17 protein-coding genes are annotated in these 17955 nt (G+C 73.9%); 10 read left to right on the top strand and 7 right to left on the bottom strand.

From position 1 onward, the window contains the following. The first annotated feature begins 144 nt into the window (after positions 1–144). Entirely contained in the window at positions 145–1971 is a 1827-nt protein-coding gene (locus tag ACIOGZ_RS13450; protein WP_400985970.1) for an Ig domain-containing protein, read from the top strand. 116 nt (positions 1972–2087) lie between these two features. After that, positions 2088–2492, top strand: coding sequence for a hypothetical protein (locus ACIOGZ_RS13445; RefSeq protein ID WP_363585806.1), 405 nt, complete (start codon positions 2088–2090; stop codon positions 2490–2492). A 3-nt stretch (positions 2493–2495) separates the two neighbouring features. On the opposite strand, the gene ACIOGZ_RS13440 is transcribed toward ACIOGZ_RS13445, so the two are convergent. Beyond that, positions 2496–3416 (bottom strand): polysaccharide lyase, encoded by a 921-nt coding sequence (locus ACIOGZ_RS13440; RefSeq protein ID WP_400985967.1) that lies wholly within the window; start codon positions 3414–3416, stop codon positions 2496–2498. 309 nt (positions 3417–3725) lie between these two features. Here ACIOGZ_RS13440 and ACIOGZ_RS13435 point away from each other — a divergent pair, with 309 nt between their 5' ends. Together ACIOGZ_RS13435 and ACIOGZ_RS13430 are read left to right on the top strand one after the other, a co-directional pair. Further along, positions 3726–4097, top strand: a complete 372-nt coding sequence (locus tag ACIOGZ_RS13435; protein ID WP_350883944.1) for a YciI family protein — start codon at positions 3726–3728, stop codon at positions 4095–4097. Next, positions 4094–5314: a DUF6596 domain-containing protein gene (locus tag ACIOGZ_RS13430; RefSeq protein WP_363585808.1), complete on the top strand. Its 1221-nt coding sequence runs from the start codon at positions 4094–4096 to the stop codon at positions 5312–5314. The genes ACIOGZ_RS13435 and ACIOGZ_RS13430 overlap by 4 nt, the downstream gene beginning before the upstream one ends. 56 nt (positions 5315–5370) lie before the next feature. Here the strand turns inward: ACIOGZ_RS13430 and ACIOGZ_RS13425 are convergent, their stop codons facing one another. Beyond that, entirely contained in the window at positions 5371–6033 is a 663-nt protein-coding gene (locus ACIOGZ_RS13425) for a DUF6461 domain-containing protein (protein WP_363585809.1), read from the bottom strand. A gap of 386 nt (positions 6034–6419) precedes the next feature. Here ACIOGZ_RS13425 and ACIOGZ_RS13420 point away from each other — a divergent pair, with 386 nt between their 5' ends. Continuing rightward, positions 6420–7769 (top strand): erythromycin esterase family protein, encoded by a 1350-nt coding sequence (locus ACIOGZ_RS13420; protein WP_363585810.1) that lies wholly within the window; start codon positions 6420–6422, stop codon positions 7767–7769. A 37-nt stretch (positions 7770–7806) separates the two neighbouring features. Here ACIOGZ_RS13420 and ACIOGZ_RS13415 read toward each other — a convergent pair whose 3' ends face one another. After that, positions 7807–8256, bottom strand: coding sequence for a MarR family transcriptional regulator (locus ACIOGZ_RS13415; RefSeq protein WP_363585811.1), 450 nt, complete (start codon positions 8254–8256; stop codon positions 7807–7809). Positions 8257–8374: 118 nt separating this feature from the next. On the opposite strand from ACIOGZ_RS13415, the gene ACIOGZ_RS13410 reads away from it, so the two are divergent. From ACIOGZ_RS13410 to ACIOGZ_RS13400, 3 genes are all read left to right on the top strand, one after another. After that, a complete protein-coding gene (locus ACIOGZ_RS13410; protein ID WP_400985965.1) occupies positions 8375–9727 on the top strand; it encodes an aldehyde dehydrogenase family protein in 1353 nt (450 codons plus the stop codon). Positions 9728–9790: 63 nt separating this feature from the next. Further along, on the top strand, positions 9791–10579 hold the full coding sequence (locus ACIOGZ_RS13405; protein WP_400985963.1) for a maleylpyruvate isomerase family mycothiol-dependent enzyme: 789 nt from the start codon (positions 9791–9793) through the stop codon (positions 10577–10579). A gap of 124 nt (positions 10580–10703) precedes the next feature. Beyond that, the gene (locus ACIOGZ_RS13400) at positions 10704–11615 is read left to right on the top strand and encodes an immunity 49 family protein (protein ID WP_363631724.1); all 912 of its coding nucleotides are present in this window, start codon (positions 10704–10706) and stop codon (positions 11613–11615) included. Here ACIOGZ_RS13400 and ACIOGZ_RS13395 read toward each other — a convergent pair. Further along, entirely contained in the window at positions 11576–12490 is a 915-nt protein-coding gene (locus tag ACIOGZ_RS13395) for an enoyl-CoA hydratase-related protein (RefSeq protein ID WP_400985961.1), read from the bottom strand. The genes ACIOGZ_RS13400 and ACIOGZ_RS13395 overlap by 40 nt on opposite strands. 129 nt (positions 12491–12619) lie before the next feature. After that, positions 12620–13594: a YafY family protein gene (locus ACIOGZ_RS13390; RefSeq protein WP_363631725.1), complete on the bottom strand. Its 975-nt coding sequence runs from the start codon at positions 13592–13594 to the stop codon at positions 12620–12622. A gap of 99 nt (positions 13595–13693) precedes the next feature. On the opposite strand from ACIOGZ_RS13390, the gene ACIOGZ_RS13385 reads away from it, so the two are divergent. Continuing rightward, complete coding sequence (locus ACIOGZ_RS13385) at positions 13694–14236, top strand: DinB family protein (RefSeq protein ID WP_363585817.1); 543 nt, start codon at positions 13694–13696, stop codon at positions 14234–14236. A gap of 96 nt (positions 14237–14332) precedes the next feature. Here the strand turns inward: ACIOGZ_RS13385 and ACIOGZ_RS13380 are convergent, their stop codons facing one another. Further along, positions 14333–14548 (bottom strand): heavy-metal-associated domain-containing protein, encoded by a 216-nt coding sequence (locus tag ACIOGZ_RS13380; protein WP_363585818.1) that lies wholly within the window; start codon positions 14546–14548, stop codon positions 14333–14335. Between the two features lie 442 nt (positions 14549–14990). On the opposite strand from ACIOGZ_RS13380, the gene ACIOGZ_RS13375 reads away from it, so the two are divergent. Continuing rightward, entirely contained in the window at positions 14991–15692 is a 702-nt protein-coding gene (locus ACIOGZ_RS13375; protein ID WP_363585819.1) for a DUF3152 domain-containing protein, read from the top strand. A gap of 41 nt (positions 15693–15733) precedes the next feature. Here ACIOGZ_RS13375 and ACIOGZ_RS13370 read toward each other — a convergent pair whose 3' ends face one another. Then, a complete protein-coding gene (locus tag ACIOGZ_RS13370; RefSeq protein WP_400985959.1) occupies positions 15734–17827 on the bottom strand; it encodes a HelD family protein in 2094 nt (697 codons plus the stop codon). Between the last annotated feature and the right edge of the window lie 128 nt (positions 17828–17955).

Below are 17955 nucleotides of genomic sequence, written 5' to 3'. Positions count from 1 at the left end.
CCGAGGCGGGCCTGTTTCCCCCCGGTGATCCGTTGTGCGGCGGGTCATCCAGGCGTTCCACCGCCTCCGGCCTCTCCCTGTCCTTCGCGACCACCCGTCACCCACCGGTGCCCGGGCGGTCGGCATGAGAGAGGCAACCCTCACATGGGCCGAACCCCCACGTTCCGTCACGCCGGACGGGCGGCGCTCACCGGCGTCGCCGCGCTCGCCCTCGCGGCGGCCGGCTTCACCGCAGCACCCGCCCAGGCGCAGCCCGACGACGCCGCGCACCCCGCGGCGTCGGCGAACCACCCGTACCGGCACGGCGCCGTCCCGCTCCGCGGCCAGCAGGCCGCACCGAACGCCACCTCCGCCAACAACCTCAACTACGGTGGCGGGGCGGGCAGTCCGAGCATCGGCGTGACCACCGGACCGGAGCACGTCTACCTGGTGTTCTGGGGCTCCCAGTGGGGCAGCTCCGGCACCGACGCCAACGGCAACACCACGCTCAGCGGCGACGCCAAGGGCATGGCCCCGCGCCTCCAGCAGCTGTTCAAGGGCATCGGCGCGGGCAGCGAACTCTGGTCCGGCGTCATGACGCAGTACTGCGAGGGCGTCGCCACCGGCTCCCAGACCTGCCCGGGCAGCTCCGCGCACGTCGCCTACCCCACCGGCGGCGCGCTCGCCGGCGTCTGGGTGGACACCTCCGCCGCGGCGCCCGCCGCCGCGACCGGCAACCAGATCGGCGCCGAGGCGGTCAAGGCGTCCGGCCACTTCGGCAACACCACGGCCGCGGCCAACCGGAACGACCAGTACGTCGTCGTCTCCCCCACCGGCACCACCCCCGACGGCTTCAACACCGCGTCCGGCAACTTCTGCGCCTGGCACGACTACACCGGCGACACCACGCTCACCGGCGGCGCCGTCTCCTCCCCGTACGGCGAACTGGCCTTCACCAACCTGCCGTACGTGACCGACGCGGGCTCCGGCTGCGGCCAGGGCTTCGTCAACGCGGGGACGGCCGGCACCCTGGACGGCGTCACCATCGTCGAGGGCCACGAGTACGCCGAGACCATCACCGACCAGAACCCGGCCGGCGGCTGGACCGACAGCAGCGGCGCCGAGAACGGCGACAAGTGCGCCTGGGTCAGCAGCGGCCAGGGCGCGTCGGCGAACGTCGGCTTCACCACCGGCAGCTTCGCCATGCAGTCGACCTGGGCGAACGACTTCAACAGCGGTGCGGGCGGCTGCGAGATGTCCCACCCGATCGTCGGCGGCACGACCGGCAACACCGTCACCGTCACCAACCCTGGCGCCCAGGCCGGCACCACCGGCAAGGCCGTCAGCCTCCAGATCGCGGCGACCGACAGCGCCTCCGGCCAGACCCTCACCTACACGGCGAGCGGCCTGCCGGCCGGCCTGTCCATCTCCGCCTCCGGCCTGATCAGCGGCACCCCGACCACCGCCGGCACGGCGAGCGTCACGGTCACCGCCAAGGACGCCACCGGCGCCTCCGGCTCCGCCGCCTTCGGCTGGACCGTCACCTCCGCGGGCGGCGGCGGCCTCACCAACGGCGGCTTCGAGACCGGCACCCTGAGCGGCTGGACCTCCACCGGCAGCGCCGCCGCCGCCAGCGCCGCCAAGCACACCGGCGGCTACGGCGCGATGCTCGGCTCCACCGGCCCCACCACCACGTCCACGGCCGGCCAGACCTTCACCGCCCCGGCCGGCAGCAGCAAGGTCGCCTTCTGGTACGACGTCACCTGCCCGGACACCGTCACCTACGACTGGGCGACCGCCACCCTCAAGGACAACACCACCAACACCACGACCACGGTGCTCGCCAAGACCTGCACCAGCGGCCTCGGCTGGAAGTCCGCCTCCGGCACCGTCACCCCGGGCCACAGCTACACGCTCACCCTCACCAACGTGGACGACAACTACCCGGGCGACCCGACCTACACCTACTACGACGACGTGACCGTCTCCTGACCACCGCCCGTCCACGCCCCTGACGCCGCCGGGGCGGGCCACCACGGCCCGCCCCGGTGACACTGCGCCCGGTGGCACTGCGCCCCGCGCCTCGCACCCCGCGAAGGAGGAGAGCCGTGACCGTGCGAACGCTCGCGGCGGCCGCCCTGCTCGCCCTGGCGGCCGGCTGCTCGTCGAACACCGGCCCCGCCACACCGGGCCCGCCCACCCTGGTGCTCGACGAGCACGCCGACGGCACGACCGTGCCGGTGGCACCCGGCACCGTCATCCGGGTGGAGCTGCACAGCACCTACTGGTCCCCGGCCGCCGGCGACAGCCCGCGGACGCTGCGTCCGACCGCCACCGCGACCACCCCCGCCCCCTCCTGCCGGCCGGGCGGCGGCTGCGGCCGGGTCACCGCCGGTTTCCTCGCCACCGCCCCCGGCACCGCCCGTCTCTCCGCCCACCGCACCACCTGCGGCGAGGCGCTGGCCTGCCCGCCCGGGCAGCGGGCCTTCACCGTGACGGTGACGGTCGGCTGACGGTCAGTGCTGGACGCCGGAGGACAGCGAGAAGTCCGCGAAGTAGGCGCGCTGGGTGCTCGCCGGGCCCCAGCTGGTGTCGTGGCCACCGTAGAAGGTGGAGAAGAACACGCCGCCGAAGGGGATCCTGCCGATGCCCGAGGCCACCCCGCGCGCCGCGTAGACCTGGCGGCCGTCGTACCAGACGGTGACATCCCCGGTGCCGCGGTCGACCAGCTGCTCGACGCTGTGCCACGCGCCGTCGGCCTGGAACCGCCAGTCACCGAGCCCCTCGTCCACCCCGTAGCCGGTCGGGCCGGAGTTGGTCGGGGTGTAGAGGTAGACCTCGCCGTTGTCCGGCACGCCCTTGGCGCCGCGCCACATGTAGCGCGTCGACCAGCCCGCGCCGTGGTTGCCGCCCGACTCCTCGCCGATCTTGCCGCCGTACAGCCCGGGCAGCTTCCCCGCCTTGCCCCAGTCCCGGCCGGCCGGGAACTTGAGGGAGTACTTCAGGTCCAGCGTCTGGCCCTGGGCCAGGGCGGACAGGCCCAGGCTGGTCAGATCCGTGTAGAACTGGCCGCCGCCGGGATTCGGGCAGTCGGTGCACTGGTTGGAGGAGGACCCGGCACCGTAGGTGACCTGGAGCGCCGAGCCGCCCCCGGGAGCGGCCGCGTCGTCGACCGCGCTCAGGTCCGAACCGCCCCACGTCCCCTGGTCGACCGCGCCCCAGGCGTGCTTCCACTGGTCCGTCCCGTAACCGCGGAACTGGCCGGTCCAGGCCGCCTTCCCGCTCGCCACCGCGGCCGGCGCGGCTCCCCTGGCTCCCTCGGACCCCGAGGCGGCCGGCGCGGCGATCGAGGCCGCAGCGGGCGACGTCGACGGGGCGCAGGCGGCCAGGGCGGCGGCGGCGAGCACCGCTCCGAACACACGACGAGTGCTTTTCATGACTGCCCTTCCCGACGGGACCGGCCGGGACGGCCCACCCGCTCCATGTGACGCTCCGCCACCGGGCCACAGTAGCGGCGCCCGAGGTGACGTGACCATCACACTCCCGGGTGACGGCGGGACGATTCCCGGCCCCCGGCCCTCCCGATGCGGGCCATGCGGAGATGTGCGAGGTGCGAGGTGGCGATCCGGCCGCGAAGATTCCTCCGAACGTCCGGCGGAGGACGTCAAGACCGCGGCGACGGCTCCGACCACCGGTCGAGGAGCCCAGCCGGGCCCGCGAACCACGAGGAGCACGAGGAGCACGAGATGAAGTTCCTGATCAGCCTGCACATCAACCCGGCCGTGATGGACGCGCTGACCGACGAGGAGAAGGCGGCGATCGGCCACGGCCACGGCGAGTTCATCGAGGCGCTGAAGGCGTCCGGAGAGCTGATCACCACCCAGGCACTGGCCGATCCGGCCCAGGCCGCCGTGGTGACCGTGCGCAACGGCCAGCCGGTGGTGACCGACGGCCCGTTCCTGGAGGCCAAGGAGTACCTGGGCGGCTTCTACCTGATCGACTGCGAGGACAAGGAGCGGGCGATCGCGCTGGCGGCGCTGATCCCGGACACCGCGATCGAGGGCCTGGGGGTCGAGGTGCGGCAGGTGATGTTCGCCGACGGACACTTGGAGGCATGACAGCACCGGACTTCGAGGACCTGCTGCGTGCGCTCACGCCGCAGGTCCTCGGCACCTTGGTTCGCCGGTATGGCCGGTTCGAAGGGTGCGAGGACGCCGTCCAGGAGGCCGTCCTCGCCGCCACCGTGCAGTGGCCGTCCGAGGGCATGCCCGACAATCCGCACGGCTGGCTGGTGACCGTCGCCGCCCGGCGGCTCATCGACCAGCTGCGCCGCGACCGCGCGCGCCGCGAACGGGAGTCGGCGACGGCCACCGAGGTGGTGCCGCCGGAGGTGCCGGACACCGACGACACGCTCGTCCTGCTGTTCCTGTGCTGCCATCCGACGCTCACCGCGGCCTCCCGGACCGCCCTGACGCTGCGGGCGGTCGGCGGTCTGACCACCGCCGAGATCGCCCGCGCGTTCCTGGTGCCGGAGGCCACCATGGCGGCCAGGATCAGCCGGGCCAAGCAGCGCATCAGGGCCGCCGGCAGCTCGTTCGCCCTGCCGGACGGCGCGGAGCGCGAGGAACGGCTGCGGGTCGTGCTGCACGTGCTCTACCTGATCTTCAACGAGGGCTACACCGCCACCTCCGGACCGGAGTTGCACCGCCCCGACCTCGCGCACGAGGCGATCCGGTTGACCAGGACGGTGCACGCGCAGCTGCCCGGGGACGACGAGGTCACCGGGCTGCTCGCACTGATGCTGCTGACCCACGCGCGCCGGGAGGCGCGGACCACCCCGGCCGGCGACCTGGTGCCGCTGGACGAGCAGGACCGCAAGGCCTGGGACCGGGCGCTGATCGACGAGGGCGTCGCACTGGTCGAGGCGGCGCTGGCCGGGCCGACCCTGGGGCCCTACCAGTTGCAGGCCGCCATCGCGGCCACGCACGCCGACGCGGCCACCGCCGAGGAGACCAACTGGCCCCAGGTGCACGCCCTCTACCTGATCCTGGAACGGATCGCGCCCAATCCGATGGTCACCCTCAACCGGGCGATCGCGCTCGCCGAGACCGACGGCCCGGCGGCCGGACTGGCCCTGCTGTCCGCCCTGGACGGTGACGGGCGGATGGCCGGGCACCACCGGCTGCTGTCCGTCCGGGCGCACCTGCTGGAGAAGGCCGGCGACCCGGCCGGCGCCCACGAGCACTACCGGCGCGCCGCGAAGGCCACCGCCAGCCTCGCCGAGCGGCGCTACCTGGAGGCCCGGGCCGGCCGGACCGGGCCACGCTCCGGCTGATCACGCGTCCGGGACGTCCGGCACGCAGCCCGGGGCGGGCCCGGGGACGGCAGGGCTCAACTACCCTGCGGCTCCATCCCCGGCCTGCCCCGCACCGCGTACGCCGGCAGCCGCAGCTCGCCGAGGACGGCCCGGGGCAGGCTCAGCCCGAACCGCCGCCCGACCACGCCGAGGGTGCGGCGGCGGACGGCCGCGGGCGGCTCGCCCCCGGGGCCGCGGGTGATCCCGTCGGGCTCCAGGACGCCCGCGGCGACCAGCTCGGGGACCAGCAGGTCGGGCTCCCGGCCCCAGCGCCAGCGCTCCTCGGCGAGGCCGAACCCGCACAGCACCGCGCCGTCGCGGGCGTAGTCGAGCAGTGCCGGCGGGTGGTCCGGCATCGGGCGGAAGTGGACCACCTCGACCCCGTCGCGCGCTATCTCGGTGAGCCGTTCGCCGCCGGTGGAGTCGCCGTACTCGACCGCGAAGGACCAGTCACCGGACTCGCCGACCCGGATCACGCCGTCGCCGTCGTCGCTCGGGCGGAACACCTCGATGTCGAGGTCCCACACCTCGGTGCCGCTGAGCGGCCCGGCCGCGGCGGCCGGATCGGCGCCCATCCGGCGGGCGAGCTCCTGCGGCGGTATCCCCCGGGCGAACAGGACGCCGTCGACGGAGCACCCGGCGTCCGCGAGCCACCGGATGCCCTCCTCGCCCCCCGCCCCTTCGGTACCGCCCGTCATGACGCCCCCTCACCTCGCGCCGGCCCGCGTGGCCGGGCCGCCGGTCCGCACCCTAACGGACGCCACTGACACTGATAGTGGTAACCGGGTCTCCGGTGGTCGTGGCTCTGCCACTGACTGACGCCCTGCTGGGCTGTCCTCCGGTTGTTCCGTCCGGCTGCCGGGGCCCGTTCCCAAGGCCCCGGCCGGGCGGAGCATGACCTTATAGGAGCCTGGCCAGAGGCCCCCTCAGTGTCCTGTCTGCCCCACCCGGCGGAGCCCGCATCGACGCAGGTCGGGGGTTATCCCCCCGAGGAACCCGGCGGTCGGCCCCAGCGCGCCGCACCCCCGCCGCGAACGATGATCTTCTCACCGAGCTTTCGGGACAAGGAAACTGAGGAGAGATCGTGACCACGGCGAACAAGCGAACGGTCGGCCGACGCGGACTGATCGCGGTGACGGTGGCAGCCGCCGGCACCGCCCTGCTGGCCCCGGTGGCCTCCGCCGCCCCTGCGGCGGACGGCCAACGGAGCACGGTGGTCCGCGCGTTGGAGCGGTCCGCGCACCCGCTGCGGTCGACCGAGCCCGGCGGCAGCACCAGCGACCTGCGGGCGCTCGGCGCGATGGTCGGGGACGCCAAGGTGGTGGGCCTCGGCGAGGCCACGCACGGCTCGCACGAGTTCTTCACCATGAAGCAGCGGGTCTTCCGCTACCTGGTCCAGGAGAAGGGCTTCACCACCTTCGCCCTGGAGATGAGCTGGTCGGCGGGCCTGAAGATCGACAAGTTCCTCCAGGACGGCAAGGGCGACGCCCGGCAGATCGTCAAGGACGAGCTGGGCCAATCACCTTGGGAGCGCCAGGAGTTCGTGGACCTGATCAGCTGGATGCGCGAGTACAACCGCCAGCACCCGGAGCGCCCGGTCCACTTCATGGGCGACGACGTCGGCGCCCCCAAGCTCGGCGAGGAGGTCTTCGCCCGGGTCGACGCCTACCTGCGCAAGGCCGACCCCGCGGCCCTGGCGCGCGTGGACGGGCTGTACGCGGGCCTGCGCCCGCTCGACGACACCGTCGGCTACCTGAAGCGGCCGGTGGCCGAGCGGAAGGAGAACGCCGCCAAGGCGCAGCAGGCCCTGGACCTGGTCACCGCCGCCAGGGGCAACGGCGGCGAGGAGTACGACTGGGCCGTGCAGCACGCCCGCATCATCGCCCAGACCTTCGCCTTCGCCACCTTCGAACTCACCGACCCGGCCTCGGTGAACGCCGCGGAGGTCATCCGCGACCAGGCCATGGCCGACAACACCGCGTGGTGGCAGCGCCACACCGGCGACCGGATGCTGCTCTCGGCCCACAACGGGCACGTCGGCTACCTGGCCAGCGATCCCGAGATGTACCCCAAGACGCAGGGCTCGATCCTGCGCGACACCTTCGGCCCGGAGTACCTGAACATCGGGTTCACCTTCGACCGGGGCTCCTTCCTCACCATGGGCGCCGCCCTCGGCACCGACTGGGAGAAGAACACCGTGCCCGCGGCCACGCCCGGCATGAACGAGTACACCCTGGACCAGGTCCGCCGCCAGGACTACTACGTCGACCTGCGCACCGCCCCGCGCGTGGTCCGCGACTGGCTGGACACCGCCCGCCCCGTCTACGAGGCCGGGTCCACGTTCACGAAGGACCCGCTGCCCTCCGTCGCTCTCGGACGGGCCCACGACGTCCTCGTCCACCTCCACCAGGTCCACGAGGCCGAGAAGCTCTGACCGGGCTCCGGCCCCGCCTCGGATCGGCGGCCCGGCCTCAGGCCGGCGGGGTCGCCGTCTCGGGGAACGCCCGGTCCAGCAGCGCGCCCAGGGCGGCCCGGTCCTGGCCGGAGAGCTGTTCCAGCGCGGTCAGGCCGGACATCAGGTCGGCCCGGATCAGCCGGACGGTCTGCTCGCCCCGGTCGGTCAGGGCGATGCTCTTGACCCGGCGGTCGGCGGGGTCGGGCTCGCGGCGGACCAGGTCGCGGCCCTCCAGCCGGTCGACGATGCCGGTGACGTTGGAGGCGTCACAGGACAGCAGACCGGCGAGGGCGCGCATGGAGCGCGGCCGGGTGAGCAGGCTGAGGGTCTTGCCCTGCATCAGGGTCAGCCCGTGCCCGGCCGCGGCGGAGGCGAAGTGGCGGTAGTAGGCCGCGGCCACCCGGGCGAGCTGATCCATCAGCTCGCCCGGCGTGGCCGGTGGGTCCGGGTGGGGGTTCTGGTGCACGGTTCGAGCATAGGCACATTGCTTGACACCCTCAACCATTGAGGTTTACCGTCCAAGAATGCTTGAGGTCATAAACCATCGACGACCTCAAGGCAGCTGGAAGGACCGCGAGACCCTCATGAACCACACCCCCGCCGCCACCCCGGAAGCCGCTTCCGAAGCCACCCCGGAGACCGCCGCCGCCACGGTCACCCGCCTGCGCGCCGCCTTCGACACCGGCCGGACCAAGCCGCTCGCCTGGCGCCAGGCCCAGCTGGCAGCACTGCGCTCGCTGCTCACCGAGCAGTCCGAGGCGTTCCTCCAGGCCCTGCACGAGGACCTCGGCAAGAGCACCGCCGAGGCCTACCGCACCGAGATCGGCTTCACGCTCAACGAGCTCGACCACACCGTCACCCACCTGGAGCAGTGGCTGCGGCCGAAGCCCGCCGCCGTGCCCGAGTTCTTCCAGCCCGCCGCGGCCCGCGTGGTGCGCGACCCGCTCGGCGTGGTCCTGATCATCGCGCCCTGGAACTACCCGTTCCAGCTCGCCCTGTCCCCGCTGGTCGGCGCACTGGCCGCCGGGAACGCGGCCGTCCTCAAGCCCAGCGAGCTCGCCCCCGCGACCTCCGCCGCGCTCGCCCGACTGCTCCCGCGCTACCTCGACCCGGCGGCCGTCGCGGTCGTCGAAGGCGCCGTCCCGGAGACCACCGCGCTGCTGGAGCAGCGCTTCGACCACATCTTCTACACCGGCAACGGCGCCGTCGGCCGGATCGTCATGGCAGCCGCCGCCCGGCACCTCACCCCGGTCACCCTGGAACTCGGCGGCAAGAGCCCGGTGGTGGTCGAACCCGGCGTCGACCTCGCGGTCACCGCCCGGCGGATCGCCCGGGGCAAGTTCCTCAACGCCGGCCAGACCTGCGTCGCCCCCGACTACGTCCTCGCCATCGGCGAGAGCGCGCCCGCGCTGGAGGCACACCTCGCCGACGCCGTCCGGGAGCTGTACGGCGACGACCCGGCGACCGGCGGCGAGTACGGCCGGATCGTCAACGAGCGCCACTTCGACCGGCTCACCGCGCTGCTCGGCGACGGTCGGACCGTCACCGGCGGCACCCACGACCGCGCCGACCGCTACCTCGCCCCGACCGTCCTCGCCGACGTCTCCCCCGAGGCCCCCGTGATGCGGGCGGAGATCTTCGGCCCGATCCTCCCCGTCGTCTCCGTGCCCGACCTCGACGCGGCGATCGCCTTCATCAACGAGCGCGACAAGCCGCTCGCCCTCTACGCCTTCACCGAGTCCGCGCACACCAAGCAGCGGCTGACCGAGGAGACCTCCTCCGGCGCGCTCTCCTTCGGACTGCCGGTCTCCCACCTCGCCATGCCCGAGCTGCCGTTCGGCGGCGTCGGCGAGAGCGGCATGGGCCGCTACCACGGCGAGTACTCCCTCGACACCTTCAGCCACGCCAAGGCCGTCGTCGACAAGCCCCTCGCCTGACCGCTCCCCCTCGTCCGATCGTTTCTCCCCTCCCCGCCACCCCGACACCGAGCGAGCATCCTCATGACCACCATCGACCACGGCGCCGCCGTCGCCGCGGAGACCGCCCGCCTCGTCGCCGCCCTCCAGGACGCCGACCCGGCCACCCCGGTGCCCACCTGCCCCGGCTGGACACTGACCGACCTCACCCGCCACACCGGCAGCGTGCAGCGCTGGTTCACCGTCCTGCTCCGACAGCGGATCCAGCAGCCGCCCCGCAGCCGCGAGGTCGACCTGCGGCTGCCCACCGGGCCGGACGGCTACCCCGCCTGGCTGGCGGAGGCCGCGGCCGAGGCCGGCGCCACGTTCGCGGAAACCGACCTCGACGCCCCGATGTGGGCCTGGGGCGCCGACCAGCACGCCCGCTTCTGGGTACGGCGGATGCTGTTCGAGACCCTGGTGCACCGCGCCGACGCGGAACTCGCCCTCGGGCGCACCCCGGTACTCGACCCGGAGCTGGCCGCCGACGGGGTGTCCGAATTCCTCACCAACCTGCCCTTCGCCGCTTTCTTCGCCCCGGGGATCGCCGAGCTGCGCGGCGAGGACCGCACCATCCGCTTCACCCGCACCGACGGCAGCGCCACCTCCGCGGACGGCGACTGGCTGATCCGCCTGCGGCCCGACGGCTTCGGGCTCGACCGCTTCGGGCTCGACGCGGATGGCCCGGGCCCGGAGGCCGACGTGACCGTCCGCGCGAGCGCCGCCGATCTGCTGCTGCTCCTGTACGGCCGCCTCGACCTGGCCTCCGCCCGCCTCGACGTGCGCGGGGACGAGGAAATGCTCGCGCACTGGTGCGCCAACTCGGCGTTCTGACCTGCCCGGACGAGGGGCGGCGGCCGGGCCGCCGCCCCTCGTCCGTACGGGTGATCGACTGTCGGTGGCCGGTGCTAGCGTGCCGTTCCGTCAACAGACGATCAAGGAAAGGCGGCATCGGATCGTGGACGTCGAGGTCACGCGCCACCAGGTCGCACCCCAGCGGATCACCCAGGCCCTGGAGGGCATCGAGGACCGGGCCCTCACCAGCTGGTACCGGATCCACTACGGCCGCCTGGCCATCCAGGAGATCCGGACGATGGGCGAGGAGCTCCTCGACCACATCGGCGCGCTCACCCTGGAGGGCCGGCCGCTCAGCGGCTACCCCGCCCGAGTCATCCTGGAGACCGCGGCCGAGTGCTCCCTCGGTGTGCTGTCCCTCGGCTGCTTCCCCCGCGGCGACTTCGAGGTCCCCTTCCCGTTCATCGGCGAGACGCTGACCAGCGAAGAGACCAGCTTCGGCGACACCATCGACTTCGCCCCCACGGCCGCCACCTGGGTCGACGCCTTCGCGATGTGCGTGATCAGCGGCCTGATCCAGGAGCGCCACCGCATGCTCGGCCCGCTGCTGAAGGACGACTACGGGCCCTCGGTCCGCAAGGGCCTGCCCCACTCGGACCTGGACTCGACCTCCGATCCGGCGAGCCTCGCCGAGCTGGACGCGCTCTGCTCCTACCTCCACGTCGTACCGACCGCCGTCTCACCCTGGGTCGCCCCCGGCCCCGTGCCCCTGCGCAAGCCGGACGCCGAGGAACGCGCCACGGCCGCCCGGGCGCTGGACGCCGCCGGTCCGCTCACGCCGGACCAGCAGCTGCTGCGCGTCCTGCTCGACGACGACCGGAGCACCTTCGAGCGGGCCCTCGCCGCCCGCCTCGGCCAGCACCGCGAGAGCAGCGCTCCGGACGCGGCCCCGCGCAGCCTGCTCCCGGTCCTCCCGATCGCCCTGGCCGCACTCGCCGTCCAGGCGCACGGCTGGCAGCTCGGCCTCTCCTCCGGCTACCTCCCGGCGACGCTCATACAGCCCCCGGTGCTCTGACCGCCCCACCCCCAGCCATCCGCCCGTCCGTCCGTCCGTCCGTCCGTCCGTCCACGGAGTGTCCAACGGTTGCCCAACAGACGAAACATCCCACCTATAGCCGCCGGTCTCGCACTGGGCGCGATGATGCTCACCCACCTCTCCCACTCCCCGGCCGTCGGCACGGTGGCCGCGAAGCAGGCCGCCTCGACGGCGAGGCCCTCGTCGATCGGCAGGTTGATGCCACGGGTGACGGCCCGCAGGCAGGCGGACACTGCGGTCGGCACGTGCCGGATGATCCGGTCGACCAGGCCCCGTGCCGCGTCGAGCAGTTCGCCGGCCGGGACGACGGCGTTGACCAGTCCGATCTCGGCGGCACGGACGGCCGGGACCGGGTCCCCGGTCAGGATCAGCTCCAGGGCGCGCTTGCGTCCGACGTGCCGCGGCAGCCGCTGGGAGCCGCCGAACGGCGGCGGGAAGCCGAGCGAGATCTCCGGCTTGGCGAAGGTCGCGTGCTCGGCGGCGACGGCCAGCGGGGCGGCCTCGGTGAGCTCGCACCCTCCCCCGTAGGCGAGGCCGTTGACGGCGACGACGATCGGCTTCGGGAACTCCTCGATCCGCCGGGTCAGCGCGTGGCCGCGCCGGACGACCTCGCGCAGCGCCCGCTCGGGCCCGCCCGTGATGCTCCCGGCCAGCGACGGGATGTCGGCGCCCGCGCTGAACGCCCGCTGCCCGGCGCCGGTCAGCACGACCGCTCGGACGGTGTCGTCGGCGTCGACGCGGTCGAGTTCGGCGAGCAGCACGTCGATGGTCGGGTAGTCGAGCGCGTTGAGCTTGTGCTCGCGGTCGATGGTCAGGGTGACGACGTGCTGGTCCCGCTCGCTGCGGACGGTCATGCCGGGTGCTCCGTTTCGCGCTGTGGGGCCGACCCGCCGCACGCGCAGCACCCCACCGCACCCGCAGCACCAACCGCGCAGCACCGCCCGCACGAGAAGTCGGCCCGCCCGACGTCCTGCCCCGGTGCCCTACTCCCCCACACCGCCCCGCGCGGCCCGGGTGAACCGCGCGCCCCACTCCTCGACGAGGTCGAGCAGTTCGGGCGGGCCGAGGACGCGGAAGTCCGCGCCCAGCGAGCCGAGCGCCATGGCCGGCCAGTCCAGGGAGTCGGCGGTCATCTCCAGGTGGCAGCGCCCGGCGTCGACCTCCTCGACGGTGCCCCACCGGCCGACCCGTGCGCGGACGGTCGCGGCCGGGGCGTTCACCAGCGCCGCCACCCGGTACGGGCGCGGTACGCCGTTGAGACCGGCCCGGACGAACTCGGCGGCGTCGGCGGCGGGCAGCGAACGGGGCCCGAACCGGACGCCGCCGCCCTGCGGCGCGCTCAGCCGGTCGAGCCGGAAGGTGCGCCAGTCCTGCCGGTCGAGGTCGTAGGCGACCAGGTACCAGCGGCGGTGCAGGCACACCAGCCGGTGCGGTTCGACCTGCCGTTCGGCGTGCCGGCCGTCGGCGGCGGTGTAGGAGAAGCGCAGCCGCTCGGTGTCCCGGCAGGCCAGCGCGACCACGGTGAGCCGGTCCGGATCGACGCCCGGCCCGGCCGTGGCGCCCCCGCCGACGGGGACGGTCACCGCGCGCAGCGCCTCGACCCGGTGCCGCAGCCGGGCGGGCATCACCTGCACCACCTTGGCCAGCACCCGCACCGAGGCCTCGGCGATGCCCTCCACCGGGCTCTCCGCCGCGGCCTGGAGGCCCACGGCCAGGGCGACCGCCTCCTCGTCGTCGATCACCAGCGGGGGCAGGGCGGCGCCCGCGGCGAGCTGGTAGCCGCCGTCGACGCCGCGCTGCGCCTCCACGGGGTAGCCGAGTTCGCGCAGGCGGTCGATGTCGCGGCGCAGGGTGCGGATCGAGACCCCGAGCCGGTCGGCCAGTTCCTCGCCGGGCCAGTACCGGTGGGTCTGGAGCAGGGAGAGCAGTCTCAGCGTCCGGGTGCTGGTGTTCGCCATGACTCCGATCATCCCGGAATTCAGGCCAGAAAGTGGCCGCTATCGCGTTTAGCGTGGACCTTGTCCGAAGGAGCAGGAACCGAACGGAAGGCCACCACCATGACCAGCACCGCGACCCCGAACAACAGCACCACCACCGGCGAGCGCGCCGACCTGCTGGCGGCCCTGGCCAAGCAGCGGCACTTCCTGCGCTTCACCACCCGCGACCTCACCGACGAGCAGGCCGGCCTGCGGACCACCGCCAGCGCACTGTGCCTGGGCGGCCTGATCAAGCACGTGAGCGCGGTCGAGCGGTTCTGGGTGGCCTTCATCGTGGAAGGCCCGTCCGCCATGCCCGATTTCAGCAGCTTCACCGAGGCCGACTTCGCCCGCCGTGCGGACGAGTTCCGCCTGCTGCCCGGCGAGACGCTGGCCGGCGTCCTGGCCGAGTACGCCGAGGTGGCCCGCCGCACCGACGACCTGGTCGCCACCCTCCCCGATCTGGGCGCCACCCAGCCGCTGCCGAAGGCCCCCTGGTTCGAGGCCGACACCGAGTGGTCGGCCCGCCGGGTGCTGATGCACATCGTCGCCGAGAGCGCCCAGCACGCGGGCCACGCCGACATCATCCGCGAGGCCCTGGACGGCGCGAAGAGCATGGGCTGACGCCGGTGGACGGCCCGGGCGCCCGGGGCCTGTCCGGCGGATCCGCCGGACAGGCCCCGGGCCGCCCCTCCCCCTCGGCCGGTTGCCGGGGGCGGGTCAGCCCCGGCCGACGAAGGTGAACCCGGCCCCGGCGACCGCGCCACGGAGCACGGCGTCGTCGAGCGGTTGCGCGGACGCCACGGTGACGCGGCCGGTCGGCGCGTCGGCGCTGACCCCGGTGACGCCGGGGAGGGCGGCCAGCCCGGCGCTGACCGTCCTCTCGCAGTGGCCGCAGCTCATGCCGTCGACGGTGAGGACGGTGGTGATGGACATGGTGGTGCCTCCGGTGAGGTGGGGTGGGGTGGGGTGGGGAAGCCCGGCCGGGCCCGCTCGGACGCGGCCGGTGATCAACGTGCACCACGACAGCGGAAAGCGCCGCCGACGCCGAGGGACACGCCGCACGGGTGGCACCTTCGAGTGGTTCCGGGAACCGATCGGTCCGCGCGACCGACGGGTCGTCACCGACCGGCTGAACCGGTGGTCCGCTTTCGCCCGTTCCTCCCCATAACGCCCTTCCTTTCCGCGACCGAACCCCGTCCGAACCTGCCTGAACCCGTCCGAACTCCGCCTAGACTCGTCTGATCCCGACCGGACCCGCCCAGGAGCCCTTCACCGCCATGCCCACCCCGACGCCCCACACCTCCATACCCGGCGGGTCCACCGGACCCGACCCGACCACCGGAGCGAGGGCGCGCCTCGCAGCCGGGGGCAGCCGATGAAGAGGTTCACCGGATTCCGGCGCCTGCGGCTCTGGCACGGCGCGCTCGCCCTGGTGGTGGCCGGCGCCGTGACCGCCGGCCTGCTGTGGTGGCACCCGTGGGCCCCGGGCGAGGGGCAGAAGCCGATGCAGTTCACCACGGCCGCCGGCGACTCACCCCGCTTCGGCACCGGCGAGCACCTGTACCGCTACAAGGTGCGGGCGGAGAACGGGATCGCCGAGAGCCCCGGGCAGTTCGCCACCGAGGTCGACGCGGTCCTCGGGAACGTCCAGTACGGCTGGGCCGCCGGTGGCACCGCCTCCTTCCAGCGCATGCCCGCCGACCCGGTGGACTTCACCGTCTACCTGGCCACCCCGGAGACCACCGACCGGATCTGCGGCCAGTACGGCCTGGACACCGGCGGCACGGTGAACTGCGGCGTGGGCCACCAGGTCGTCATCAACCTCAAGCGCTGGACGGAGCTGTCGGAGTTCTACGTCGGCAAGCCCGAGCTCTACCACGCGCTCGCCGTCAACCACGAGGTCGGCCACATCCTCGGCAACGGCCACGTCGACTGCCCGGGCGCGGGCGCGCCGGCACCGGTGATGATGCAGCAGATCAAGGGCCTGCACGGCTGCGTCCCGAACGGCTGGCCCTACTCCGACACCGGCACCCTGCTCACCGGCCCGCCCGTCCAGGCCCCCACCTCCGCTCCCTGACGGCCCACCCCTCCCGTCCGCGGCCGGCCGCCCGGCTGGCGTCAGGACCAGGCGGCCGGCAGCGGACGGGCGTGCAGTACGTCCAGCCGGGACACCGCCCGGGTCACGACCACATAGAGGCGGTGCAGGCCGCGCGGTTCGGCCTCGACGATGGCGGCGGGCTCCAGCACGATCACATGGTCGTACTCAAGTCCCTTGACCAGCGAGGCCGGTAGCACCGTGACCCGCGCCGAGGTGCCGACCTCCGCCGCCGACGCGGCCGCCACCCCGGCCTCCCGCAGTGCCGAGGCGGCCCCCGGGGCCTCCGCGTCCGCGGCGATGACCGCGATCGACCCCTCCCGCTCCAGCGCGCCGCGCACCGCCTCCACCACCGACCGCCCCGGGTCACCGACTTGACGTACCGTCAGTTCGCCGTCCTGGCGCAGCGAGCGGGCCGGCGGGACTCCCACGTCCAGCGCGGCGAGCAGTTGGTTGGCCAGGGCCAGCACGGCCGCCGGCACCCGGAAACCGGTGGTCAGCGGGACCACGGCCGCCTGCGGCTTGCCCAGGTGGGCCAGTTGCTCGGGCCAGCTGCGCGCCGACCACGGCGCGGTCGCCTGCGCGAGGTCGCCGAGGACGGTGAGCGAACCGAAGGCACTGCGGCGGGCGATCGCCCGGCACTGCATCGGCGAGAGGTCCTGCGCCTCGTCGACCACCACGTGGCCGAAGCCGGCCGGCCGCTCGATCAGCCCGGCCACCTCGTCGAGCAGCAGCAGGTCGTGCCCGGACCAGCGTGCGCTCTTCGGCGAGCGCGGCGGCCGGTGCCAGCGGATCGCCGCCTGCTCGGCCGGGGCGAGCAGGCCGTCCGCGGCCTCGGCCAGGACGGCGGGGTCACCGAGCAGGGCCGCCAGCACCGCCTCCGGGCGCAGCGCGGGCCACGCCGCGTCGAGGAAGGCCGCCACCGGCCGGCAGCGGCCGATCCTCGTCCGCCAGGCTCCACCCTTGATCCCGGACCGCCGCTCGGCCCGGTCCTGGAGTGCGGCCACCACCCGGGTGCGGAGGTTTTCCCGGCCGATCGCGTACGGCGCGTCCTGCTCGCGCAGTTCGGCGACCATCCGGTCCAGTTCGTCCGCCGGGACGCGCCAGCGGTAGGAGCCGTCCGGGACGACCAACGCCTCGGAGCCGGTCGCGCCGACCCGCCCGTACAGCGCCCGGCGCAGCACGGCCGCCATCCGGGCGTCCTGCTTGACCACGGCGGCCCGCTCGTCGTCGTCCGCCTGGACGGGGTGCGTGGCCACCAGGTCCTCGACGGTGCACTGGGCGATGTCGATCTCGCCGAGCGCGGGCAGGACTTCGGCGATGTAGCGCAGGAAGGTCGGGTTCGGGCCGACGACCAGCAGGCCACCGCGCTGGATCCGCTGGGGGAAGGTGTAGAGCAGGTAGGCGGCGCGGTGCAGGCCGACGGCGGTCTTGCCGCTGCCCGGCGCGCCCTGGACGCACACCGACTCGGTCAGCCCGCCGCGCACCAGCGTGTCCTGCTCGGGCTGGATGGTGGCGACGATGTCACGCATCGGCCCGGTCCGTGGGCGTTCGATCTCGGCGGTGAGGATGCCGCCGGCGCCTCGCCGCCCACCCCGCGCCTCGGCGCGGCTCAGGTACTCGTCCTCCAGGCCGGTGAGGTCCTCGGGCGCGCCGGGGCTCGACGGCGCCCAGCCGAAGCGCCGTCGCCTCGCGAGGCCGAGCGGCCGGTCGGCGCTCGCCTGGTAGAACGCCCGGGAGACGGGGGCCCGCCAGTCGATCACCAGCGGCGGCGCGGCCGGGTCGGCCGAGATCCGGCGGCGGCCCACGTGGTAGCGCTGGCGCCGGTGGTCGCCGGTCTCCGGGGCGTCGTCGAAGTCGAGCCGGCCGAAGAATGCCGGGCTCTGCGGCAGTTCCCGCATCCGCCGGGCCCGGGTCCGCAGGTAGCGGCCGAGGGCCTCCGCGCCGGCACCGTCGCCGGAGACGTCCTCCGCGGCGACGACCTGGTGGTCCGCGTCCTCGACCTGCCGGGCCAGTGCCGCCCGGCAGGCCTCGACATGGGCCCGTTCGCCTTCCAGCTCCCCGTCGAGGCCGGCCGCCTTCCGCTCGCCGTCCGCGCGCCGGAGGTCTCCCGCCATCGCCGCACCCCTTTCCCCGTCACTTCCCTGCCACCGGTTCCGCCCGGCCGTGCGCCCGCAGCACGTACGCACGGAGCACGTACGCACGGAGCAGCATAACTGAACCCAGTTAAGAGAATGACCGAGTT

The sequence above is a fragment of the Kitasatospora sp. NPDC088160 genome (assembly GCF_044741445.1).
In the GTDB taxonomy this organism is placed as follows: domain Bacteria; phylum Actinomycetota; class Actinomycetes; order Streptomycetales; family Streptomycetaceae; genus Kitasatospora.
Note: the sequence above shows the minus strand (reverse complement) of the source record. Positions and strands in the feature narration are given on the sequence as shown.